This window comes from Cytobacillus luteolus, assembly GCF_017873715.1.
In the GTDB taxonomy this organism is placed as follows: Bacteria; Bacillota; Bacilli; order Bacillales; family Bacillaceae_L; genus Bacillus_BV; species Bacillus_BV luteola.
In genome coordinates, this window is sequence record NZ_JAGGKM010000003.1 from 549971 (window position 1) to 573455 (window position 23485).

34 protein-coding genes and 1 other annotated feature are annotated in these 23485 nt (G+C 33.7%); of the genes, 32 read left to right on the top strand and 2 right to left on the bottom strand.

The features are described from left to right. Positions 1 to 402 precede the first annotated feature (402 nt). Positions 403 to 582: a hypothetical protein gene (locus tag J2Z26_RS11465; RefSeq protein WP_193468586.1), complete on the bottom strand. Its 180-nt coding sequence runs from the start codon at positions 580 to 582 to the stop codon at positions 403 to 405. Positions 583 to 700: 118 nt separating this feature from the next. Between J2Z26_RS11465 and J2Z26_RS11470 the strand changes: the two genes are divergently transcribed. The 31 genes from J2Z26_RS11470 (at position 701) to J2Z26_RS11615 (ending at position 20762) form a co-directional block, all read left to right on the top strand. After that, the gene (locus tag J2Z26_RS11470; RefSeq protein WP_193538907.1) at positions 701 to 958 is read left to right on the top strand and encodes a hypothetical protein; all 258 of its coding nucleotides are present in this window, start codon (positions 701 to 703) and stop codon (positions 956 to 958) included. An 81-nt stretch (positions 959 to 1039) separates the two neighbouring features. After that, entirely contained in the window at positions 1040 to 1534 is a 495-nt protein-coding gene (locus J2Z26_RS11475; RefSeq protein WP_193538905.1) for a hypothetical protein, read from the top strand. A gap of 77 nt (positions 1535 to 1611) precedes the next feature. After that, positions 1612 to 1863 carry a hypothetical protein gene (locus J2Z26_RS11480; RefSeq protein WP_193538903.1) on the top strand — a complete coding sequence of 84 codons (252 nt, stop codon included), beginning with the start codon at positions 1612 to 1614 and terminating at the stop codon, positions 1861 to 1863. Positions 1864 to 1909: 46 nt separating this feature from the next. Next, complete coding sequence (locus tag J2Z26_RS11485) at positions 1910 to 2308, top strand: hypothetical protein (protein WP_193538901.1); 399 nt, start codon at positions 1910 to 1912, stop codon at positions 2306 to 2308. A 181-nt stretch (positions 2309 to 2489) separates the two neighbouring features. Then, positions 2490 to 2948, top strand: coding sequence for a hypothetical protein (locus J2Z26_RS11490; protein WP_193538899.1), 459 nt, complete (start codon positions 2490 to 2492; stop codon positions 2946 to 2948). A 261-nt stretch (positions 2949 to 3209) separates the two neighbouring features. Then, complete coding sequence (locus J2Z26_RS22300) at positions 3210 to 3335, top strand: hypothetical protein (protein ID WP_264467123.1); 126 nt, start codon at positions 3210 to 3212, stop codon at positions 3333 to 3335. 47 nt (positions 3336 to 3382) lie between these two features. After that, positions 3383 to 4363 (top strand): DUF2268 domain-containing putative Zn-dependent protease, encoded by a 981-nt coding sequence (locus J2Z26_RS11495; RefSeq protein ID WP_193538897.1) that lies wholly within the window; start codon positions 3383 to 3385, stop codon positions 4361 to 4363. A gap of 73 nt (positions 4364 to 4436) precedes the next feature. Beyond that, positions 4437 to 4631: a DUF3951 domain-containing protein gene (locus J2Z26_RS11500; protein WP_193538895.1), complete on the top strand. Its 195-nt coding sequence runs from the start codon at positions 4437 to 4439 to the stop codon at positions 4629 to 4631. Between the two features lie 105 nt (positions 4632 to 4736). After that, complete coding sequence (locus J2Z26_RS11505; RefSeq protein ID WP_193538893.1) at positions 4737 to 5093, top strand: hypothetical protein; 357 nt, start codon at positions 4737 to 4739, stop codon at positions 5091 to 5093. Between the two features lie 189 nt (positions 5094 to 5282). Then, complete coding sequence (locus J2Z26_RS11510) at positions 5283 to 5660, top strand: hypothetical protein (RefSeq protein ID WP_193538892.1); 378 nt, start codon at positions 5283 to 5285, stop codon at positions 5658 to 5660. Between the two features lie 196 nt (positions 5661 to 5856). Continuing rightward, on the top strand, positions 5857 to 6636 hold the full coding sequence (locus tag J2Z26_RS11515; protein WP_193538890.1) for a class I SAM-dependent methyltransferase: 780 nt from the start codon (positions 5857 to 5859) through the stop codon (positions 6634 to 6636). A gap of 160 nt (positions 6637 to 6796) precedes the next feature. Then, positions 6797 to 7026: a binding site (T-box leader), on the top strand. Between the two features lie 64 nt (positions 7027 to 7090). Beyond that, positions 7091 to 7543, top strand: coding sequence for an HIT family protein (locus tag J2Z26_RS11520; RefSeq protein ID WP_193538888.1), 453 nt, complete (start codon positions 7091 to 7093; stop codon positions 7541 to 7543). After that, the gene (locus J2Z26_RS11525) at positions 7536 to 8348 is read left to right on the top strand and encodes a PP2C family serine/threonine-protein phosphatase (RefSeq protein WP_193538887.1); all 813 of its coding nucleotides are present in this window, start codon (positions 7536 to 7538) and stop codon (positions 8346 to 8348) included. The genes J2Z26_RS11520 and J2Z26_RS11525 overlap by 8 nt, the downstream gene beginning before the upstream one ends. A gap of 100 nt (positions 8349 to 8448) precedes the next feature. Then, positions 8449 to 8952 carry a DNA topology modulation protein gene (locus tag J2Z26_RS11530; RefSeq protein WP_193538885.1) on the top strand — a complete coding sequence of 168 codons (504 nt, stop codon included), beginning with the start codon at positions 8449 to 8451 and terminating at the stop codon, positions 8950 to 8952. Positions 8953 to 9024: 72 nt separating this feature from the next. After that, the gene (locus tag J2Z26_RS11535; RefSeq protein ID WP_193539722.1) at positions 9025 to 9822 is read left to right on the top strand and encodes a phosphotransferase; all 798 of its coding nucleotides are present in this window, start codon (positions 9025 to 9027) and stop codon (positions 9820 to 9822) included. A 168-nt stretch (positions 9823 to 9990) separates the two neighbouring features. Beyond that, the gene (locus tag J2Z26_RS11540) at positions 9991 to 10317 is read left to right on the top strand and encodes a metalloregulator ArsR/SmtB family transcription factor (protein ID WP_193538883.1); all 327 of its coding nucleotides are present in this window, start codon (positions 9991 to 9993) and stop codon (positions 10315 to 10317) included. After that, entirely contained in the window at positions 10304 to 10990 is a 687-nt protein-coding gene (locus tag J2Z26_RS11545) for an SRPBCC domain-containing protein (RefSeq protein WP_193538881.1), read from the top strand. The genes J2Z26_RS11540 and J2Z26_RS11545 overlap by 14 nt, the downstream gene beginning before the upstream one ends. Positions 10991 to 11127: 137 nt before the next feature. After that, complete coding sequence (locus tag J2Z26_RS11550; RefSeq protein ID WP_193538879.1) at positions 11128 to 11889, top strand: GNAT family N-acetyltransferase; 762 nt, start codon at positions 11128 to 11130, stop codon at positions 11887 to 11889. A 43-nt stretch (positions 11890 to 11932) separates the two neighbouring features. Further along, positions 11933 to 12493 carry an AAA family ATPase gene (locus tag J2Z26_RS11555; RefSeq protein ID WP_193538877.1) on the top strand — a complete coding sequence of 187 codons (561 nt, stop codon included), beginning with the start codon at positions 11933 to 11935 and terminating at the stop codon, positions 12491 to 12493. A 60-nt stretch (positions 12494 to 12553) separates the two neighbouring features. Continuing rightward, positions 12554 to 12859, top strand: coding sequence for a hypothetical protein (locus J2Z26_RS11560; RefSeq protein WP_193538875.1), 306 nt, complete (start codon positions 12554 to 12556; stop codon positions 12857 to 12859). A 26-nt stretch (positions 12860 to 12885) separates the two neighbouring features. Next, entirely contained in the window at positions 12886 to 13356 is a 471-nt protein-coding gene (locus tag J2Z26_RS11565) for a GyrI-like domain-containing protein (RefSeq protein ID WP_193538873.1), read from the top strand. A 126-nt stretch (positions 13357 to 13482) separates the two neighbouring features. Then, positions 13483 to 13887: a hypothetical protein gene (locus J2Z26_RS11570; RefSeq protein WP_193538871.1), complete on the top strand. Its 405-nt coding sequence runs from the start codon at positions 13483 to 13485 to the stop codon at positions 13885 to 13887. Positions 13888 to 14136: 249 nt separating this feature from the next. After that, a complete protein-coding gene (locus J2Z26_RS11575) occupies positions 14137 to 14967 on the top strand; it encodes a cupin domain-containing protein (RefSeq protein WP_193539721.1) in 831 nt (276 codons plus the stop codon). Positions 14968 to 15068: 101 nt separating this feature from the next. Then, positions 15069 to 15512 carry a DUF3888 domain-containing protein gene (locus J2Z26_RS11580; RefSeq protein WP_193538869.1) on the top strand — a complete coding sequence of 148 codons (444 nt, stop codon included), beginning with the start codon at positions 15069 to 15071 and terminating at the stop codon, positions 15510 to 15512. A 138-nt stretch (positions 15513 to 15650) separates the two neighbouring features. Then, positions 15651 to 16106 carry a GNAT family N-acetyltransferase gene (locus J2Z26_RS11585; protein WP_193538867.1) on the top strand — a complete coding sequence of 152 codons (456 nt, stop codon included), beginning with the start codon at positions 15651 to 15653 and terminating at the stop codon, positions 16104 to 16106. 143 nt (positions 16107 to 16249) lie between these two features. Further along, entirely contained in the window at positions 16250 to 17224 is a 975-nt protein-coding gene (locus tag J2Z26_RS11590; RefSeq protein WP_193538866.1) for an alpha/beta hydrolase family protein, read from the top strand. Between the two features lie 75 nt (positions 17225 to 17299). Next, complete coding sequence (locus J2Z26_RS11595; RefSeq protein WP_193538864.1) at positions 17300 to 17689, top strand: VOC family protein; 390 nt, start codon at positions 17300 to 17302, stop codon at positions 17687 to 17689. A 589-nt stretch (positions 17690 to 18278) separates the two neighbouring features. Next, entirely contained in the window at positions 18279 to 19790 is a 1512-nt protein-coding gene (locus J2Z26_RS11600) for a malate:quinone oxidoreductase (RefSeq protein WP_193538862.1), read from the top strand. 177 nt (positions 19791 to 19967) lie between these two features. Further along, a complete protein-coding gene (locus J2Z26_RS11605; RefSeq protein WP_193538860.1) occupies positions 19968 to 20150 on the top strand; it encodes a hypothetical protein in 183 nt (60 codons plus the stop codon). 49 nt (positions 20151 to 20199) lie between these two features. Beyond that, on the top strand, positions 20200 to 20427 hold the full coding sequence (locus tag J2Z26_RS11610) for a hypothetical protein (RefSeq protein WP_193538858.1): 228 nt from the start codon (positions 20200 to 20202) through the stop codon (positions 20425 to 20427). A 53-nt stretch (positions 20428 to 20480) separates the two neighbouring features. After that, positions 20481 to 20762 (top strand): hypothetical protein, encoded by a 282-nt coding sequence (locus J2Z26_RS11615; protein WP_193538856.1) that lies wholly within the window; start codon positions 20481 to 20483, stop codon positions 20760 to 20762. 251 nt (positions 20763 to 21013) lie between these two features. Here J2Z26_RS11615 and J2Z26_RS11620 read toward each other — a convergent pair whose 3' ends face one another. Beyond that, positions 21014 to 21529 carry a hypothetical protein gene (locus J2Z26_RS11620; protein WP_193538854.1) on the bottom strand — a complete coding sequence of 172 codons (516 nt, stop codon included), beginning with the start codon at positions 21527 to 21529 and terminating at the stop codon, positions 21014 to 21016. 256 nt (positions 21530 to 21785) lie between these two features. Here J2Z26_RS11620 and J2Z26_RS11625 point away from each other — a divergent pair, with 256 nt between their 5' ends. Continuing rightward, positions 21786 to 23411, top strand: coding sequence for an ATP-binding protein (locus J2Z26_RS11625; RefSeq protein WP_193538852.1), 1626 nt, complete (start codon positions 21786 to 21788; stop codon positions 23409 to 23411). The last annotated feature ends 74 nt before the right edge of the window (positions 23412 to 23485 follow it).

The following is a 23485-nucleotide window of genomic DNA, read 5'->3' on the forward strand; positions in this document are numbered from 1 at the left end:
CTGGATCTAATTTGTGATTTCAGTGTACTCTATTATTAAAAGATTGAATATTTTGGAAAAGAGACAGTACTTAACAGAATTGAGGATAAAATAGATTTGTTATTGGAAGGCAGATGGTATAAAGATACTCTTGTGAAAGCAACAAGAATATGTCAGGGGGACTGAATAATGATTTATGGTAGTTTTAGCGGAGCCATTTATACATTGTTATTCTGGTGGTTACTATTCTTTGTGTGGCAAAGGCTGGTTTATCGTTACCCTAATAATAATTGGAAAAGAGATATAATCATAACATTCATCCAAAGTTTAGTGGTGCTGATGTTACTGCCTGTTATTGCCCACTTTTTTAGATAGCGAAATAGGTAATATTCATGCTTCTGTAGAATGAAGTATGCTAAGCTATTAAGCTTTTAAATAAAGTAATACAATTAGGAAAATGATTAGACCAATCATGAAGATAGACCCTAGACTTGCACTGTAAACGACAAAAACCTTTACATGAAGAATTACATGTACAATTAGCATAATTAACAGGCAAAATAGCAAGAAAATAACTAAATCTACGTTCTTATTTCTACGCAAAAAAATCAGCACCTTATAGAAACATATTAGGTAAAGAGGTTGTCTTTATTCTTTTATATTATTTTGTAACTTAAATTATTCATGAAATTTACTTTCAAAAAGTAAATGAGGGTGTTAAATGGAGCTTTTTCTTATTATTATGTTGCTGCAATTGCTGGGTTTTCTACTGTTATTTGTCGATTTCTATACTATATTCTCTTTTCAAACGGTTAGATTAACCTGGATTTTATTAATTATCATTGGCTTATTCTTTGGTTTCAGTGGGGTATTAAAGTATAAGGAAGAAATAAGGATGTTTATGCTATCTACTTTAACTGTAATTTCTAGCTTATGCCTATTGTTCTTTATGTATTTAGTTACTTTGGCATCAATGTAACTTAAACAGAAACATTATACGTTGAGTAGTGCTATTACTGAAATGATAAACACTTAATATAATTTATTTCTGGGAGAGTTTATGAAAAAAATAGTTGGTTTGTTTATAGTGATCCTATTTCTAACTGCAGCCATTTTTTATGGAGATAAATATATTACCTATTCAAAAATGAAAGACTCATATAAGGAGCCATATTTAATTGTAGAAAATTTAGTTCAGGAAGCTGAACAAGATAAGAATTTTAGTAACCATGTTCTGAGTGAAAAGGAGTGGAGGGTAATTTCACATGATTCTGTATATCGCATAATTAGAGAACCTTTAGATTGGAAAGCATTTAAAGAATTTGTCCAGGAATGTAAACGGCCTACGTACTCGTTATCATATCCAAATGGAAAAGCTACTTTGAATGTCATGGAAAGATATTATAAAGATAATATGCGTTCAATAAGCCTGAAATGTTTTGAATTTGATGAGGATAATGGGGAAGAAATTGGAGTAAGGAATATCATCTTACTAATGCAAAATATTAAAAGTGATTGGAAGGTAGTAGGGATTGCGAAGGAAAGTATAGAATAATATCAGGCACTAATCCATAAGGAAAAAGTGCCTGTTTATATTCAACTATAGTAGCAAGATGTAAAGGGGGAATGAAAGTGAGCCCAATGGTTAGTTTGTTTGCTTTGGTTTTTATAGGAATTCCGTTAACAATCTATTTATTATATTTCATTTTTGTAACTATAAAAAAGACAGATTCAGGTAAAAAGTTTATGATTTTTGGGTTACATATATCTATAGTTGGAGGAATACTCGTCCTTGATAACAATATAGATCTTAAGGGGTTTGAGTACACAATTGTTTGGTTGGGTTTAGTTTTTTCTCTTATAGGTATGAGAAAGATTAATTAACCTGAAATGGTAATGGGGTTAAATCAAATTAATAATGGAGGTTACATTGAAAACAACTTGGTTCTGGTTAATAATTGTTTCTATTGTGACGGTTGTGTTTACTACTGGTTGCTATGCTGATGGAGGAAGGGTAACTGCTAAGGATGTATTAAAACAGAATTCGGAAGCTGATATTATTCAGTACAATAATGGTAATGTTTATTCGAATGTTACTGAGCTTGAATGGTTTCAGGATGAAAAAAGTAAGTATACTAAGAAAAAATTAGTTGGTAAAGTTATAAAACAAACGCAAAGTAGTTTTTGGTTTAAAGACTTATATGCAACTAAACTACCTGAAGGAACGAACGTATTCTCTACTGATGATGATGATGTAAAACTTTCTTTTATTTTGATTGTTGAACATGATGGAGAAGATTTATATTACATGAGGTTATTAGAGGGGTAGAGTAAGGAAAAGGTAACCGGAGTGAAACAGGCGATTTTACATGATCGTCTTTTTTATTTGGATTTTTGATTAATTTTTGGAATATTATGTTAAAATTAGCATGAGGTGAAAATGTACTGACCATTCGAAAAATTCCGAAGAAGACTATAAAAAGGTATATGGAGATCGGAGGAGTTTGGACATGAACTTAAAAGATATTGTTCGTATAAGTGTATTATTGATCATTATAGTGGGTTACTTTTTATATGAAAAATCAAAGGAAACCACATATGAAGAAATTATGGCTCAATTAATTAATGAGGAAGAGGTTGAGCACATCACAGTTTATAGCCAAATACCACTTGTTAAAAAAACTGCTTCAGTTACCATTAATGACTCGGAATTAATATTTAGTATTATAAATGAACAAATAAAGCTTAAAAAGATTGACACGAGGGACTTACCACCAGTTATGAGTACCTTAGTGATTAATACTGATAAAGATTCATATAAAATTGGCTTAAGAGAGAATAGCATAATGATTGGAACGGAGAGATACTTAACGACTCCAGTGATGAATCCAATTTTTATGATGCTAGTGAAAGAAGACTTGGATTGGGAAATAATTGAGTATACGCCAATTATTTGGAAATATAATTGAGAGAGGATTTTTAAGCTGGTGCAAGAGTTGCAAATCATTTAGAGATAGATAATCAAAAATTGTGAAATAATGCCTGTATTCATATACAAGGGGATTAGATATTATCATAATCATTTCCGATTACTAAATGGAAAATAATTAAAGCACTATGGTTATACAGACGAATTCAAAAAACAACTTAGCAACGTTCCTGCAGTTCCAGATTTACAAGAAGTTAAATCTCAAGATGTTGAAAAATTTGTTCCTTATGTACTAGGTGATATGGAGTACGAAAAGGAAGTAATACATAAAGACCTTAATGTATTTACTTTTAATCAAATCATTGGATATATAGAAACATCAGTTGAACTTGGGTTATTAAAAATAGAGTCCGTTCCTAATATGTAAATATCAAACTAATGTCCTTTTCAATAATTTCTAATCAGGAGGTTAAGATGAAGCGCAAGATTCACATCTTTATTTTAAGTAGCTTACTAATTCTGTCGGGCTGTACAAGCAGTGTCATCGAATCAAAAGTTGATGAAGACAAGACCTATACCCCACCTTCTTCCTACACATTTACACATAACAACCAACAATTTGAAATCATCCCATTGTATGAGGAATTAATGTATTATGTTAGTTATGTGAAAGAAGGAAATGTTAAGGATGAAAATAAATATAAAGAGTTTTTTTTAGATCCTTTTAGGGAAAAGGCATTTAGTGAAAATGACGGTTATTATATTTATACAGCTGCCTATGAGGACTATTTTGGTGTCCCAAGAGATATTTATCAATTCGAACGAGACATTCTCGCTCTAAGTGAAAAACAAGACCTTATCAACAGTGCTATTTCCGAGGCTTTAATAAAATCAAGTAACATGCTTCCAGGAGGTAAAAAAAGGATCTATATTATTCCTTTTAACACTAATGGGTTCTCAAGAACCTCAGCGGGTAGAACATTCAATGAAGAAGTAGTGCTCTTACGAATAGGCTCTTCTTTCCAAGAAGACGATCTTAAAAATGTGGCTGCACATGAATATCATCATACAATCTTTATGGAGCATGAGGATAAAGTTAATCAAGTTCTTCCTTCACTAATTAGCAACATTCTTTTAGAAGGAAAAGCTGTTGCTTTTGCCAAAATGATATATCCTGATATAGCTAAGCCAATGCTAGAGGAAATACCATACGAGGATGAGAAACATGTATGGGAAGAAGTGAAAAAGGATCTTAACTCAGCTGACTATAAACTATATGATAAGTTTCTTCTTGGAGATGGACATATACCTCCTTTGTCCAATTACAAAGTGGGCTACCAAATTATGAAGTCATTTTTAGAACAAAATCCTAATGTAGACGTCTTAGAATGGACCTTAATGTCTTCCGCAGACATACTATCAAAAAGCAAATATGAGGATAAGTTTATAGACTAATTACTATGTAAAAGGAATTTTAGGGTTATTTTTAGAATAGATAAGTAATGAAGTAGATAGTAGGAGTGATAAAATGGCGTATGTCTACACATTATTCGTTATTTCTGTAATTGGATTTGTAATGTATCGAATGATGAAGAAGAAAGTAACACCATCTAACAGATATACTCCTTTTGATACCATTACAACTGGGAACAAAGTTGATGCGAAACAACATGATAGTCTAGTTGAGGATAATAAACAAAATTCATACAAACTAAAGAAGTGAATAAAGACAAAACTATTTAATATTTACTCCATTTAAGGGCATTTCTTCAACAACGAGGAAGTGCTCTTTCTTAAAAAGACCTACCACTTACCTAGGAGGATTAACTTGAAATATATAAAGTGGATAGTCATTATAGTCCTCTTATTAAACATTCTTTGGTATGCAGTCGATTCTTTCAGGCATAGCAATGATTACTATGTGAAGAAAATAATAGGTGAAGTTAATGAAGAAACTGTAGTTTTACATGTATTAAAGATTGAGCCGGATGCATCCTATATGCCCCTTGAAGTGAAAATCACAGATAATACAAAAATAACAGCATTGGGTTTTAAATCTCTCTTTATACATAATGTAGGTGACTTGAAACAGGGTCAAAAGGTAAGAGTGTGGTACGGAGGAAATGCTGACAATGAAAACATAGCTGAAAAAGTGGTTGTGTATAGCTTAATTACATTTAGATAAAAGTTCCTAATTAAGGGATGTTGTAGGTTAATAGATTCTTCAAAAATTATTAACCATAGAGGAGATGCAATGAAAAAAGTAACAGGGTTGATTTCTAAACTATTCTCAATGAACGTTATTTGGAAAAGAGATTGATGTTTATAGACTATTTAGGGATGATAAACTTTTTATAGGGGTGAAAAGATGCTTATGAAAAACTATATAAAATTGTTATTGTTCACTATTGTCATTTTATCAGGCTGTCAGATGTCTGATACGCTAACTTTTGTTGGAGAGAGTGAAAGCTGGTCAGCGGAGGTAATCTTGCATCAAACATCTGGAAAAGAAAGTGAAGATATAATACTTAAATATAAGGATGATAACTTTGAGGACGTCGGTAGTATTAAATATAAATTAGAAGCACCAAGGTGGGGAACTGGACAAGAGGGAGTAGAGCTAAATAATTCAGGGGTCTATAAAAGTGAAGGTGTAAGTCTTAATGAGAGAAAAACATCAGAAAAAGCAGAGCTTATTATTACAATTGAGTGGAACAATAACTCAGAAACTATTTTATTAAAATACAAATAATTCTATGGAGATTGAAAATGATTCAAATATAGTAGATTTTAAAAATAGGTTAGATATCATAAAAGGGTTGGAGCTTATTTTTGTAGTGTTAAAGAAAAGACGATTTTTGAGTGGTGCCTTTTAAGGAGTAAATTTACTAGTAGTTCTGGAAATAGAATTTATTATTGGAATAATGTGTTAATGTTTAATATAGACAATGAAACATATAAATGGGGGATTCAGATTGTCCACTGATATACTGGAACAAAACAAGAAAAGCTGGGATAAAGTAGCATATCATTTTAATGGAAAGGATGCACTACCTAGTTATGGACCTTTTGCACAAACTGAAGATGAATTAAAACTATTTAATGAAATTAAAAATAAAAAAATTCTTGATATTGGTTGTGGGAGTGGCCATTCCTTAAGATACATGGCAGATAAAGGTGCCATTGAACTTTGGGGAATTGATTTGTCAGAGACTCAAATAGAAATAGCAAGAGAAACTCTCAAGGATTTAAATGCTAATTTATTCTGTTCACCAATGGAAAAAGACATTGGAATACCTAAGCAATATTTTGATGTTGTTTATTCGATATATGCTGTCGGTTGGACTACAGATCTTGCTGCCACGTTTGATTTACTATATTCATATTTAAAGCCTGGCGGTAGCTTTATATTTAGTTGGGATCATCCTCTTTACGTACATTTGAGAAGCAGAGAAGGTCAAATATTACTTGAAGGGTCATATCAGGAAGAAGGCGTAGTAAACTATCCGAACTTTAAGGGAGAAGAAGCCCCTGTTACAATTCCTACAAGGAAGATGTCAACCTATATAAATGAATTAATAAGAACAGGTTTTACAATTGAGGCTGTCATTGAAAGTGATGTTTCAAGTGTTTTTGATAGTGTAAGTGAGGAGGCTTCTGAACGTTATTATTCCTTGTTCAAAGCCAGGAAGTTTCCAACTACCATGATTATTAAGGCAACAAGATGATAGTGTCTATCGATATTCAGAGTTTAATATGAGAATTTTAAGTTTATAATAAAAGTGCTTAAACAAGAGAACTGTTTGAAATCCTCATTTACTATATAAAAAACATTGACTGAATGTTAAGTCTATTGTATGATTAAAAAAATTTTACATAATCCATAATTAAAACACAATGATTAGGAGTATTAAGGAATCTTTATTGTTCAGAGAGCTGCCGTTTGCTGAAAGGTGGTCAATAAATTCCCCAACTCGCCTATGAGTGGTTAGACTGAACGTGTAGGTCTAAACGGTTTACTACCGTCATGTAGTAATTGAGAAGGTTTGTTCTAATATAACTTTTAGGCAAATCAAGAAGAGTGGTACCGCGTTAGGGTTAATCCTATCGTCTCTTTATGAGATGATAGGATTTTTTGTTATATAAAAGAACTACAAAAAAATAATACGAGGGGTTTTTATGGTGGAACATTGCTTTATTTGTACTAAACATATTGGAAGTATAAAGGTAGCTGGAACTGTCATTTACGAGGACGAATATGTTTATGTTGGACATATTGATAATAACGGCAAACCAAATTATTTAGGACATCTTATGATTGACCTTAAGAGACATGTGCCAACACTTGCTGAAATGAATCCAGAAGAAGCAAAAGGATTTGGGGTTATCATGGCGAGAGTTAGTAAAGCCCTTAAAGAAGTTGAAAGGGCTGATCATGTATATGCTCTTGTTTCGGGGAATAATGTTCCTCATCTTCATATGCACCTGGTTGCTCGCTACCCAAATACGCCTGAACAATATTGGGGTCCTTTTGCCGTCTATGACTCTCCTAATGCTAGAATTGGAAATGATATTGATGTAGTAGAGTTATGTTCTAGAATAAGAGTACATTTAGAGACAAATCCATATGAATAAATATGGTATTGACTTAGAACATATTTGGGTAGGAAGCCAAGAAAGTTTCGTAGATGAAGTAAATATATGTAAGATAGGTCATTTGGTTTTGGGACGCTTTGGAGGAAATTCATCTGCAGGCCAGTATAAAAATGAAGATGGATGTATTGTATGGGCTAATAAAAAGTTAAATTATGAGTTTGTGGTGCTTTTAGATGCACATAAAACAGCTCAAAGTGCTGAATTAATTGTGTCTACCATAAAGTCTTTAAAAGAAAATATCAAATACTTACTAAGTTATACACCGCGAAAATCTTTTACTTGTCTATATGAGCTGTTATTGACTACTTTTGAAAGTGATTATTTTAAAGAGGCTTGTAGAAATGTACAAGGAGAAACAGCCTTTCTATGTGTTGTGAGAAAGGATAAATTCCTATGGTGGTTCTCGGTAGGTGATTGTGTACTCTATTTAAATCATCCCGACCTAGTTGCTTTGGATGAATATCAACAAAACCATCGCAGCTTTTATGAATGGATTGGGCAAGTAAACACTTTTGAGTTAGAAGTACCTTGCTTTAGTTCAGGAACAAAGGAACTTAGAAAAGGAAGAAATCAGCTATTTTTAACGACTGACGGTCTTATAGAATGTCCTAACACAAATTATAATAATCCAATTGAACTATTCAAACCATTTGAACGTTTTACAAATGATGAGAGTGTAAGAAAGCTATTAAAGGAAATAAAGCAAAATAATGTCCGTGATAGCACAACAATAGTATCATGGTTTGTTGATATTGAATTGGAAGGGAGTCGACCGAGTAATTGAGTAAATTAAAAGGTAATCAATCTCTATTGGAGAATAACACATTTACATACTTCACTCGGAAGTAAGCTTCATTTTAAAAGATTTTGATAGGAGAAAAACAATGATTAGAATTGCCATAATTGGATCGGGTGGCTCAGGGAAATCAACATTAGCACGAAAGATGGGAGATAAGTTAAACCTCGAAGTTTGGCATTTAGATCGGTTATTATGGAAGCCAAACTGGCAGTTAACAACTAGAGAAGAACAAAGGGAGATACAAAATGAACTAATTGCTAAAGACAAATGGATTATCGATGGCAATTATACTAGAACCCTAGATATTAGATTAAATGCAGCAGATACTATTCTTTTTTTAGATATTTCAAAGGTTATTTGTGTTACTCGTGTAGTAAAGAGAATGATTAAATTCAGAAATAGCACTCGGCCTGATATGAATGAAGGATGTAACGAAAAGATTGACTTGAGGTTTATAAAATGGGTTTGGAAGTTTCCTAAGACTCAAAGACCCTATATTCTTACAAAGCTAGAACAGCTATCTACCAATAAAGAGATCATTGTATTGAAGAGTCCAAAGGAAATACAGCGATTCTTAGATAACTTATAAAGTTATTGATCAATGTAAATCAATAACAAAAGTACAATCTTCATTGTTTTAATTACATCGGGGGTGATTTGAATAGAAAACCTAGACAAAAAGGAAGAAACCTTAGCAGGAGGGAATGTTTCAAACGTTATCCGTTTGGGAGATACTGTCCGAAGAGAATTAAAGCAAGACAGCAACAAAATACACAAGCTGCTGAAGCATCTGGAAAATAAGGGATTTTGGTATGCACCGAAGTTTTTAGGAATTGATGACAAAAATAGAGAAATATTATCTTTTATTCAAGGGGAGGCCGGCAATTATCCTTTAAAAGAGTACATGTGGTCTGATGAAGTTCTAAAAGAAATTGCAAAGATACTCCGGCAATACCATGATGCTGTGCGTGACTTTCCATTATCAGATGAATGGAAACCAATAGACAATACTCCCAACAAAATAGAGGTTGTGTGTCACAATGATTTTGCCATCTATAATCTTATTTTTAACCATGAAAAACCAGTAGGTATTATAGACTTTGATGTTGCTGCTCCGGGTCCTAGATTATGGGATATAGCTTATACCCTGTACACTTGTATTCCTTTAAGTAGACTTTATCATACTGAAACCGGTAAAGCAGTTTACTATAATAGTACACTTGATGCTGAGCGTATAAAACGTAGAATTGAACTATTCTTTGAAACGTACGGTGTTAAGGGAATGGAAGACGATTATTTGGAGATGGTATTGCTACGGTTAGAAGGGTTATGTAAATATATGAAAAGAAAAGCGGGTGAAGGTGACAAGGCTTTTCAAAAAATGATAGATGAAGGACACCTGGACCATTACCAACTAGATATTGAATTCATCCGGCAACATGGAGAAGAGTGGATCTAAGACACGGATTTTACATAAAGAAGGATCGTCTTTTCACTACTTAGAAGGTTAGGGTAATAGAAATTTACAATTATCTAAATTTGTTTTCTGGTTAATATTGACAACATTTTTAGATATGTATACATTATATATAACCACATAGTTATATGAAGAAGTGAGGGAAGAATGATGCCAGATGTTTATCGTGCTTTAGGTGATTCAACACGACGACGTATTCTAAGCATTCTTAAACAAGGAAATAAAACCCAAAAGGAGATAGTGGAATCATTTGAAATCTCTCAACCAGCCATTAAGAAGCATTTGGATATTTTAATGGAGGAGGGAATTATATCGGAAAGCGTGAAAGGAAAATATCGAATTTATTCATTAAATCTGAACTCCCTTCAAAATGCCTACAATGAAATGCTTCATTACATCGGAGATCTACTTGATGATCAACTCGTCAGTCTTAAAAATTATGTTGAAAAAGGAGGTTTTAAAGATGAACAAGATTAAAAGAGAAATTGTAGTTAATGCTCCTTTGACGCAAGTTTGGGATGCGTTAACCAAGTCAGAGCATTTAAACCGATGGTATACCAAAAGTGCTGAAATAGATTTTCGAGTAGGTGGAAGAGGTTATTTGAATCATGGCTGGGGGGCAACCTCTGAGGGTGTTTATACAGAAATTGATGAAATGAAACGCTTTGTACTTCAGAGTTCTGATGGGGATTTTACTACCATTACTTCCTTAGAAAAGGTCGAGACTGGTACGCTAGTTAGTATTGAATATCACGCTTCCTTTATTGGTGAAATGAGTCAGGATACGAAGGAAAATATGTTATTTGGTACTGGTCAATTTTTAGAAAATCTGAAGAGTGTTTTTGAAAGTGGTACTGATATTCGCTCTACGTTGTGGAAAGCATGGATTGGTATTACACATACATCTGACGAGAGTGGAAGGGGCACAAGGGTTATAAAGGTAAAGGAAGGTACCGTTGCACAAGAGGCTGGCATTAGACCTGGAGATATTATTGTTGAAATAGATGGAGAAGAAATTGTAGGTTATGAATCGTTTGAAAGAATATTGAATAAGAAAACTGTTAACTGTCATGTTACCTTCACCATTGTAAGAAATAGTGAAAAAATGAATTTGAACTGTATTGTAGATGCCTATCCAGTACCCTATTAATATACCTTAATCAATTAGTATAGTAGCCCTTTCATCTCCTATGGAAATACTTATCTATAAGAAAGGCATCATATAGGAATATGTTAATTAATACATATAGTAGAATTTTAGATTATAGGGAAGAGGAGTGGTTTCGTGTGATAGATACTCAATTAATAGAAGTAGATTCTAAAACACTTGAAGGAATAGGGAGCTACTGCCTAAGAAGTAAGAAAAATTCGCTTGGTTATATAAACAAAAATAAGTGGCTTAACGAAAGGTTCGAAGAAGGGTTAAAGTATATTCAACTATTTGAAAATAAAAAACAAGTAGGATTCATTGAATACAGTGACGCTGCTTTTTCTTCCAGAGTAGTTCACGCCGATGATTATTTGGTTATTCATTGTTTATGGGTTAGCGAGACTGGTAAAGGGTACGGTACAAAACTTATAAATAAATGTCTTATCGATGCAAGGGAAAATTCTAAAAAAGGTGTTGTTGTTGTAACAAACCCTGAAACCTCTTGGACACCAAGTAAGGATATTTTTGTGAAGAATGGTTTTAAGTTAATAGATGAAGCACCCTATAATTTTAGTCTGCTTGTTTATCAGTTTGAAGATAGCACTTCACTACCTTTCTTTCCTTCCAATTGGGATGAAAGAGTTAATAGGTTCGATGAACTTACTATTTTACGGTCATTTCAATGTCCTTATGTAGAAGTGGCGACAGAAAATATTATTGAAGGTGCAAGCAGATTAGGCATTCAAGCCAACATAATCGACTTGAAAAACAGAGAGGAGTTAATGGAGTTATCCCCAACACCTTATGGAATTTATTCAGTTATTTTTAAGGGGAAACTTATTTCTTTTCATAGGTTAACTGTACATTCGGTCATAAAACGTCTAAAGGAGATTATGTAATTAGTGAAAAAATATAAAGAAGTGGGATGAGAGGATGTAATTTATGAAATTTGTTCTTATATTTGGCCCCCAGGCAGTAGGGAAGATGACTGTTGGACAGGAATTAGCTAGATTAACAGATTTTAAGCTTTTTCATAATCATATGACAATTGACTTGGTAAGCCACTTTTTTGATTACGGTACAAAAGAAGGAAAGCGATTAGTTGGTTTGTTTCGACAGGAAATATTCGAAGAAGTATCAAAGAGTAATTTGAATGGATTGATCTTTACTTATGTATGGGCATTTAATATGCAATCTGATTGGGATTATGTTAAACAAGTCTCCCAGCTATTTGAGTCTAGAGGAGGTACTGTTTACTATGTCGAACTTGAGGCAGATATTGAAGAAAGACTTGAGAGAAATAGAAGTGCTAATAGACTGGAACACAAACCCTCTAAAAGGGATATTGAATGGTCAGATCGTGATTTGAAAAGTTCAATGGAGAAATACAGATTGAATTCTTTAGAAGGCGAAATTGAATACTCAAACTACATAAAGATAAATAATACAAATTTAAGCGCATCTGAAGTTGCGAGAGTTATTAAAGATAGATTTCAATTTTAAAAATATAAATGGTTTTACAACTCGCTTTGGTCTATAAGAACGGGGAAATGGGGAAGCAACATGTTTGTTAAAGTATATACATACCATATTCAACATGACAAAGTGGCCGAATATTTAGCTATTCAAGAAAAAGCATTCAAAATTTACAATAGATATTTAGATTTTCAAACTATTTATCTACAAAGCAAGGAAGATAATACTAAATGGATGGAAATCACAAAGTATAAAGATGAGGAAGAGTATAAAAAATGTATTGACTTGATTAACAAATCTGAAGAAATACAAGAACTATTCAATGCATTTCAATCATTACTAGTAAGCCAGATGAAAATAAGTGAAGAGGATTTTATTGAAAGAAAAATATAATTAACTAAATAGAAGGATGAAGTAAAATGAACGAATCAATGAAATACACGATTAAACAACTTAATCAACTTAAGTTAGTAGGATTTCGAGTTTTGTGTGCTGGTGATCAATACATAGTTGAAATACCAAAAGCATCAAAGTGTTTGCAAGAGAGTATAAGTGAAATTAAACAGGTGGTCAACCCGTTAATACAATATGGTGCATTTGTCGTTGAGCCTGAAACTCATGAAGAGAATGGTTATTGGGTTTGTGTTGAAGTTCAAGAGTATGATGAGATTCCTTCTAACATGGTAACACTAACAATCCCATCTCAAAGATATGCTGTAACAAGACATATTGGGGCTAATTATCAAATAATGGACTCATATAGTCAGTTACATGAATGGATTAATGAAAACAACTATTCAAGATTAAAAGAAAAATGGCATTTAGAAAAGTTTTATAGTTGGACTAATACTGAGAAGGTTGAAGTGGAGCTATTTGATACGATTAAGTAGTAAAAGAAATGGTAACAACTTCAGTGGATTGGTTCTTAGTTTTTTTGTTCAAGAGAGAAACAAAATTGCATGTAAAAACGTTCGGAAATAATTACTAGATGTTTAAATATAAGTGAGGTAATATGAATGGTCTTGTTAAAAGAAAGCATTAGTGAATTTACTATGATGCATGATGAGTTTATCTCTGATTGGAACCTGGCGATGATTTCTGGAGATACAACTAAGCTAGAGCGAATGGCTGAGGATTATTATGTTGCTTTTTTTGATGGTGCAAAGGATAAACCTGTCTTTTATAACAAAGAAGATGCCTTAGCCGGTATGAAACAATCTGTTTTGCACTTCCAGGGGGCAAATAAGAGGTTTGAAAATAGAGTGATACGTCTAAAGGATAATGAAAATGCAGTGGTATTTTACGAGCAATTGATTGTAAAAAAAGAGGAAGTACTGGCTCGATTATTTACTATTGAATACTGGCAACTTTCGAATGAGAAGTGGATGATTATTAGAGAAACGGAAGAACGTATCAATTAGCTTTATTCCTAAAAGAAAAAGCAAATTGGTTAACAGGAGAAGCTAATCTTCATGATGGAGGATAGCTTCTTTTTGTAGTAGTAACTATATCCTTCGGACTCAAGTGCAAGAAAATTTTAAGTACGTTTCCTATGCATAGGCATATGATATTGGGTAACTAAACCTGTGAAGGGATTGAACAAAGTGTATTTTGATTCAAAAACAACTTCTTATCCTTACTTTAATTCATCCGTGTATTATCCAACCTCTATGCTTAGAAATCATCAAGAGTCATATGATTCGATACTTAATGGTATAAAGAGAGAGGCCTCAGCAATTGACTTGTATAGTCGCTTAGCAAATGAAGCACCTAATGAAAATCATAAAACTCACATTCTTCATGCATTAGAACGAAAAAGAGCTCATTTGTCACACTTTACGAATTTATATACTCAGCTTACTGGTGCTCAACCTAATTATCAAATTGATGTAGTTTCATTTCAAGGATACAGAGATGGTTTGCAAAAGGCGTATCAAACAGAGGTGGAAGGTTATCACGAATATCATAGCAATTGTCTGCGAGCTCAACATCCTCACATTCAAAATGTATTTATGTGGGCATTAGCAGGTGAACAGGAAAATGCAGCCCGATTTAGTTCGTTAAATGGGGATGTTTTAAATTCGTTAACTGACTTTGGATCCGAACCATTTGTCGTTAATATTGAGGAAGCTACCGTACAAAATGATAACTTTCGCACAGCTCTGTGGACAGGAAGTCACTTACAATTAACATTAATGAGTATTGATGTTGGTGAAGACATTGGCTTAGAAAACCATCCAAACCTTGATCAATTTCTACGTATTGAACAAGGTCAAGGACTAGTCAGGATGGGCGATAGCAAAGACAGATTAGACTTCGAAAGAGAAGTGTTTGATGATTTTGCAATAATTATCCCTGCTGGAAAATGGCACAACTTAATTAATACTGGTAATGAGCCAATTAAATTGTACTCAATCTATGCACCGCCTCAGCATCCATTTGGTACCGTTCATGAGACGAAGGAGATAGCGATGGCTGCAGAAGAAGAGCATAACCATTAACTCTAAAGGGTAAATGTGGTAATTCGTACACTATTTTCATCTAATTAAAAATAGAGCCAAGAAAATGCTATAAACAATTAACTAAATTGGAGGTATGGACGTTGTTCAAAAAAACAGTGCCAATTCTAATTTCCTTGTTACTCGCATTTTCTTGGCAATTACATAGTCATGCAGACACATTGCCAACAAAAGATTCCACTGAATTACAGATGAAAGATATGTTCATGCTCTTACTGAGCCCCGCGATCGACAAGGAAGTTTCTGATTACTATTCGGATTTCTATGATACCACCCCCTTAGTTTACCCGTATCAAATAAATGTGGTGAATACTAAAAGAATAGGTGGGTTTCGGACTTTTCATTTTGAGATTACTATTGAAGTAACACCTGTAGTTGGTCCACATGTGTCTGTAGGAAAAGATAAATTAACCTTTGAAATATCACCGACCTTAGCTGGTCAAATAAGACTTAAGGAATATAAGCACTTAGAGACACATGAGCTACCTCCAAATTGGCAGCATATTATTAAGAAAAAAGTTGATTGATATTATATCTTACTAAAGCAATTACTTTCTAAGAGGGTAATTGCTTTTTTTCTAACTCTTTTAACTTTTTTACATGTTAACAGAAGGAAATGGCCCTTTTATGTAGTAATATATACTATTTAACAAGGGGGAGATGGAATGTATCAGTATTTTAACGGATTAGTCATTAGGGAAGGGACTGAAGGCGTTCCGGCTGATTATGTAGAAGCACTTTTTGAAGATGCGGGTTGGGCCAGAAATACTCCGTCTTGGCAAAAGGAAAAGTTTTCTTTAATATTTGAAAACTCTACTTGGGCTTATACAGTTTGGGACCAAAACAAAATGATTGGCATGGTACGCGTACTATCTGACAAAATAATGGCTGCAACCATAATGGATCTAGTTATTTTATCTGAATATCGTGGGAAGGGAATCGGGAAAAAACTTGTGGAGCTTTGTGTTCAAAAACTTCCTCATGGTGACTGGTTTGCTCATACTTCAGCTAACAATTTTAGTTTTTATGAAAAATGTGGTTTTGAAGTTAAGGATTTAGCTCAAAATGGGACTTGTGCTTATTATGGATACATCCAAGCTCGGAAAGATGGTCATAGGTGATAAATAGTTAACGACAACTTAATTGTACCCTCCATTTAATTTGTAATATTAGTTAACTGAACTTTTTTCCTACCATAAACGTATAATCTATAACTAAAAAAATGGTTAAAAGTACATAACTAGATTATTTGGAGGGTACATAGATGAGTAAAGAAATTGAAGTGATAATAGAAGGAACTTATCCTCTGGCAGCAACACTGACTTTACCTGAGGGAAATATGAAATTTCCCTTAGTGGTTATGGTACATGGGAGTGGGCCGACAGATCGAGATTCAAACGCAAAAGGCATGCCGCTAAATATATTTAAGGAAATAAGTGAGGTTGTTGCGAAAGAAGGATTTGCAAGCATCCGTTATGATAAGAGGGGCATTGGAGCTAGCAAAGGGGACTACTATGAAGCCGGTGTATATGATTTAATCGACGATGCAAGAGCTGTTTTGGAATATGCTAAAAAACATCAGAACATAGATGGGAATCGGGTCATCTTACTAGGCCATAGTGAAGGAAGTATTCTTGCACCATTTGTTAACGAAATAATTTCAGTAGATGGGATGATTCTTCTTTCAGGTACAGCTGAACCTTTAGCTGAAACAATGAAATGGCAACGTCAGGAAATGATAAATGATATTCGTTCGTTAAAAGGATTTGAGGGCTGGGTTACACGTTTAATTAAGCTAGATGAGAAAATCACAAAAATGAACGATGGATTAATTAAGGTTATATCAGAAACAGACAAAGCGGTGATTAGGTATAAAGGTAAAAAGATGAATGCCAAATGGAATCGTGAGCATTTACAATTTGATGTTTCGAAACCTTTGCAAAAGGTAAATTGTCCTGTTCTTGCTATAACAGGAACTAAGGATGTTAATGTAAAGCTGAGTGACTTAGAAAAAATCAAGGCACTCGTTCAAGGTGAATGTGAAACACACATTATTCAAGATATGACCCATATGCTTCGGAAAACAGATGTTGCAAATAGCATGAGCAAAATCATGAATGATTACAAAAAATCAATTAAACAGCCAATTGATTCAGAATTAAAGGATATAATTATTACTTGGTTAAGAAACTGGAAGAGTAGAGATGTAAAAGTTCACGAGTCAGAATTCATTGTATAAGAATAAATGCTTGTTCGGGAGTTAAGGCATATATGTACTGATGCCCAATTTTGTCTTAGGAAAGGTGGATTTTTAGTGAGCGGGAAATTAGTTAGAGTTGGAACTACATATATCCCAGTAAACAATGTTGATTTATCAACTGAATGGTATGTAAATAATTTAGGTGCAGAACTAAGTTATAAAGATGACGACAAAACGATTATTAATCTAGCAGACCAAAGTTTCTTTCTTGTTAAATCACCTCAAAATGAAACTTCTAATTTTATAGATATATATGGTGAAGAACGTTTTTCCCTAACATTCGAGGTTTATGGATTAAGTGCTTTAGAGGCAATACATAGAGCGTTTCAAGAAAAGGAAATTAGAGTCGGAGAAATAGAAAATAGAGGCCACGCTGGAAGGAATTTTGTGTTTTACGACTTAGATGGCAATAAATTCGATGTATGGAGTGGTCCAAATTCATAGAACGTAATACCGTTGGTTATCGACATTAAAGTTTAGGGAAGTCCTGATATATAGGTCGGTAAAGTGATTTATCGACCTAGAAATTGGTAAAATCTTAAAAAATAGGCCGATAAAATGATTTATCGGCAATAATTTATTGAAGTCTAGGAAAAACATTCCGATAAAATGCTATATGAACCTATAATTTGATGATATCTAGAAAAAATAGGTCGATAAAATGATTTATCAGCCTATAATTTGATGAAGTCTAGAAAAAGTATTCCGATAAAATGATTTATCAATCTATATTTTGAAGAAATCTAAAGAATATAGGCTCATAAAATAAGAAATCAACCTAGAATTCGCTGAACTCTAAAGGATAAGTTAGCATTTTTTGTCGATTTTCAGGTACAAGCACAACTTCTCTCTTTTTAAAAGATTGTTAATTAACTTATAATTATCATATAATAGTAGATATGTTAAGTTAGAATTAATTTATTGTAAATTTGATAATAGGTTATAACGTGCGAAAAGGTATGGGATTTGGTGTGACTTAATTAGTGTCGTACCTATATCTTTGTGCAAATCTTAGGGGAAAAGGTTGGTTATAATGAGCAACAGAGAAACGAAAACAGACGTCATTTTAATTGGCGCAGGGATCATGAGTGCGACTTTAGGAACGATCTTAAAAGAATTAGTACCGGAATGGGAAATAAAAGTATTTGAAAAGCTTGAAAATGCGGGGGAAGAAAGTTCTAACGAATGGAACAATGCTGGAACGGGGCATGCTGCATTATGTGAGCTTAACTATACCGCTGAAAAACCTGATGGATCTGTTGATATTAGTAAAGCGATCAGTATTAATGAACAGTTCCAGGTATCAATGCAGTTCTGGTCCTATCTAGTAAAGAACAAGTTGATAAATAATCCGCAAGAGTTTATCATGCCATTGCCTCACATGAGTTTTGTTCAAGGGCAACAAAATGTTGAGTTTTTAAGGAAGCGATTTGAAGCGCTATCAAATAATCCACTTTTTGAAGGGATGGAGTTTTCCGAAGATCCTAAAAAGTTAATGGAATGGATACCGCTTATTATGCAAGGGCGTGTGCATAATGAACCGATAGCTGCAACCAAGATTGACACAGGAACAGATGTGAACTTCGGTGCTTTAACGCGCATGTTGATCGACCATCTAGAAAGTAAAGATGTTGCTGTAAACTACAACCATAGTGTTGAAGATATTACACGTACAAGTGAAGGTCTGTGGGAAGTGAATGTACGTAACCTTTTCAGTGGTAGGGTTGATCGACACACTGCAAAGTTCGTCTTTATCGGAGGCGGAGGAGGAAGTTTACATTTACTTCAAAAATCAGGTATTCCTGAAGGGAAGAATATTGGTGGATTCCCGGTGAGTGGAATATTTATGGTGTGTAATAATCCGGAAGTTGTAGCTCAACATCATGCTAAGGTGTACGGGAAAGCTAAAGTTGGTGCTCCACCAATGTCTGTACCACATCTTGATACAAGATACATTGATAATCAAAAATCATTGCTATTTGGACCATTTGCCGGATTTACGCCTAAGTTCTTGAAAAACGGTTCAATATTTGATTTAGTTACTTCCGTAAAACCTAACAATCTCTTAACGATGTTGGCTGCGGGTGCAAAAGAGATGTCATTAACAAAATATCTGATTCAACAAGTTATGTTATCGAAGGAACAGCGTATGGAAGAGTTACGCGAGTTTATCCCGAATGCAAAATCAGAGGATTGGGATTTTGTTGTAGCTGGCCAACGTGTTCAAGTAATCAAAGATACCGAAGATGGGGGCAAAGGAACTCTTCAATTTGGTACCGAAGTTATTACTGCTAATGATGGATCAATTGCTGCATTACTAGGGGCTTCTCCAGGAGCTTCAACTGCCGTACACGTTATGCTTCAAGTAATCCAAAAATGTTTCCCGGAACATATAGATGAATGGGAACCGAAGATTAAAACAATGATTCCATCCTATGGTGAGTCACTTATGAACAATCAAAAGCTTCTTCAGAATGTTCACGAGTCTACGGCTAACACGCTTGGATTAACTGAAGTAAAAGAACAGGATTATGTCTATAATTAAGTTGCCACTTAAATAATACAGCCTGTGTCATTGATTATTCTTATAATCAAAGACACAGGCTTTTTTGTTTTAATCAGGCAAGTAAATACAGAAAATTCCACAAATTAGTGGGTAAAAATGCTAAAATGTAATAGGAATACAATAACAGGGTGGTCTGTACTTGTTGGAGGAATGAAAATGTCAGATAAACTAAATCAAGAAATATTAAACGAGTTAAAAAAGATAAACGAAAAACTTGATAAGATAGAGGGCGAAAAAGAACAAGGACTCTCAACACCAATGAAATTTGTCGCTTTAGTGTTTGGTGTGTGTGTAGTGGGACCGATAGTTTTCGTAGCACTAACTGCATTGTTGAACTAGTAAAAGTGTGGTTGTTCTTCAGACTTATTGTAGAAGGGGTTAAAGCAAAATGGATAAACAGAGAACGTTTTTTTATGGGTTAATCTTAGGTTTCATTATGCTAGTCCTGCCGATTCCAAGATTTTTCTTCTGGAAAGGTGTAATGGAGCATGTTTTTGCAATCTTTCATTACATTGGGTTTATCTTACTTGTGATCTGTGGCATCCCTTTGATCATTGATGTGCTAAAGATTACAATTGTAAGATTTGTTTTAAATAACTTAGAAGAAGATAAATAGAAAACTAGGGTTAAATAAAATTAATTAAGAAGGTAGGGGAAGGGGTACATACATTGGATTATCACAGAATTGAACATGACAGCAAGTACCATGAGGGTTATAAATCTCAAGGAACGTACCACCATAGTGGTGGAGGTAGTGATGATGTTGTATCGGTTGGAACTTGGATTATAATTTTGATAATATTGGCTATTCCAATCATTAATATTATTGTTTATCTGATTTTGGCATTTGGAGATTATAATGAAAATCTTAAAAACTTCGCTAAAGCTTCGTTGATAATCATAGTAATAGGCTTCTTCCTAGCAATATTAGTAAGTGCTTGTACTTACTAGATGAACATTAGAAGGTAAATACAAAAATCCCACGACTAAAAGGTCGTGGGACTCATAGAAGGAGAAAATATAATTACTATATTTGGTCGTCGACCTTCCATTGCCATCATTGGTTAAGGGTAAAGAGTAACATTGGAATTGGTAATAGGTTATTGGTTGTACCATTACCATTTCAATTATCACTATCCTAACTAAAGGAACGAAAGCTCATCCTTCTATGCCTTGAAATGGAGTCTCACCACTTCAAGGTGTTAGAAATACTTTTCTCCATCGAAGTCTAGTTCGACGGAATAATTTTTTGCATTTATTAGATTTGATAGTCTATTCGCTTGTTTTTCGGTTTCAATTCCCTTTATACGGTAGTCCTCTGGTTCAAATAATGCCACTTTCACACGTGGTACAGAATCACCGAATGAGTAATGAAACTCCTCTTTTGTGCAAGTACCATATTGTTTATATTTTCTCGCCTTCGCTCTTAGTTGAGTTGCTAACTCAATCGCTTCGACAATTGTTATGGTTTCATCATTATACGCAATTGAATTTTGAACATTGGCCTGGTACATAAGTTTATCAAGGATGCGAAAATCTTTTCGCGTTTCATCTATTTCTACTTCAACGTCGTGAAGTGTTCTAATCTGACTAGGTACTTTACTTCCTTTTTCTATTTCGATGAATGCAATTCGATCCATTTCAGCCTCTAGCTCATGTATTCTTTTTGACATGACGCTTTTTAACTTTACCGCTTCAGCAAGAGTTATTTTAGTCATTTTAACACTCCTTGTGCAATATTCTTCTCTATCATTCTCCAATTCTTCCTATAAGAATAGCATATTTTAACGTTTGTGAACTATTTGTATTTTATGTAATTCTAGATAAGAAGGCAAGTGAAACTGTAGGTGAGGAAAGAGTAACTAGAATTTACGATCCGATAAAAGGCATTAAAGCATATGGTAAGGGATTTAATTTTATTATATTATTGGAATATAAAAATATATTGAAATTGTCTAAATAGGTGGGTGTCCTTTGATATTATTCGACTATCTAATTAATCTATCCATTTTCGCATTAATGGTTAGTATTCCATTGGTACTATTTTCGTTACTGGATTTGAAACCAGTTAAAAGACTACGTCTTTGGGTTAGTATATATGCTGGGATCGTCTCAGTGTTTTTAGTGATGTTATCAATTCAACAAGATGGCTATACCTATGACATACGGTATGCACCAATCATTCTCGTATTTGCTTATCTTGGTCCATTCGCAGGGGTAGTTACTGGAATATTTTCTTTAGTAATGAGATTGTTTACGAGTGGGAATTGGGAACCTGCTATTATAGGGTGGACAACCATAATGGTAGTTTTTTCAATTATGTGTTTTTATGTTTCTCGGCTGTCACCTGTAAAAAGATGTATCATACTATTTAGTACCTACATAGCTATCTATGTAATAATGGTACCTATTATTTTCAATATATTCAGAGATAGTTCAGCCTTTCACTTTCAATACCTTCTTTTTGTCATGCTAGGTGTAATTGTTGGGGGTCTATTGATAGAATCTTATCAAAAACTATATCGGATCATAAAAGAGAATAAGAGAATGGAGACAACATTAGCAGCAAGTGAAGCGAAATATAGGTTAATTGCAGAAAATACAACAGACCTTATTATGGTGATGGATAAAGAACATTCGATTAGTTACTTTTCTCCATCTCATGAACCAGTTTTAGGTTTCTTCATTTCTGAACTGGAGTCACTGGAATTGTGTAAATATATCCATCCTGATGACATCCAGATGTTTAAAACGAATATTACGCAAATGTTTGAAAATCATGAGTCATATACAATGGAATTCCGTTTCAAACACAAGAATGGCGGCTGGATTGATTTTGAGTCAAGGTGTATGCCTGTTAAGGGAGACAATCACACAATTGAACATATCGTTCTAATAAGCAGGGATATTTCAGAACGAAAAAAGGCAGAGATGATTCTCTTGCAATCTGAAAAGCTATCCATTGTTGGAGAGTTAGCAGCTGGTGTTGCTCATGAGATCAGAAATCCACTTACAACCATTAAAGGATTTATTCAATTGAATCATAAAGAAAACGGATCAAATGTATACAATGATTTGCTTTTGAGTGAACTCGATCGCATTGAAACGATCACAAGTGAGCTACTAACCCTAGGTAAACCTCAGGCGATGCAGTTGGTCAGTACCAATGCTAAAGACTTAATTGATTATACAATTGAGTTATTATCACCGCAAGCTCATATGAATAATATTCAGCTGACTGTAGTGGCTGAAGAACCGAATTTCTATTTTACATGTGAGAAGAATCAATTAAAACAGGTGTTTTTAAATATTATAAAAAATGGAATGGAATCTATGAAACATGGTGGAGAGATTATTGTTACCCTTCAAAAAGGGAATAATAAAGATTGTATTATTTCTTTCCAAGACCAAGGCTGCGGGATTCCTGAAGAAATTCTCCCAAGGTTAGGAGAACCATTTTATAGTTTAAAAGAAAAAGGAACCGGACTGGGCTTGATGATTTGTCATAAAATTATTAAACAACATCATGGTACAATTACCTATAAAAGTAAAGTCGGGGAAGGAACCCTAATAGAGATTAAGTTGCCATTAAGTAGTTAACTCCTAGTTCTACTTTAAATATATTTAGGTAAGGAAAAGATCGTCTGCAATTTGCGATCTTTTTTAATTAATAA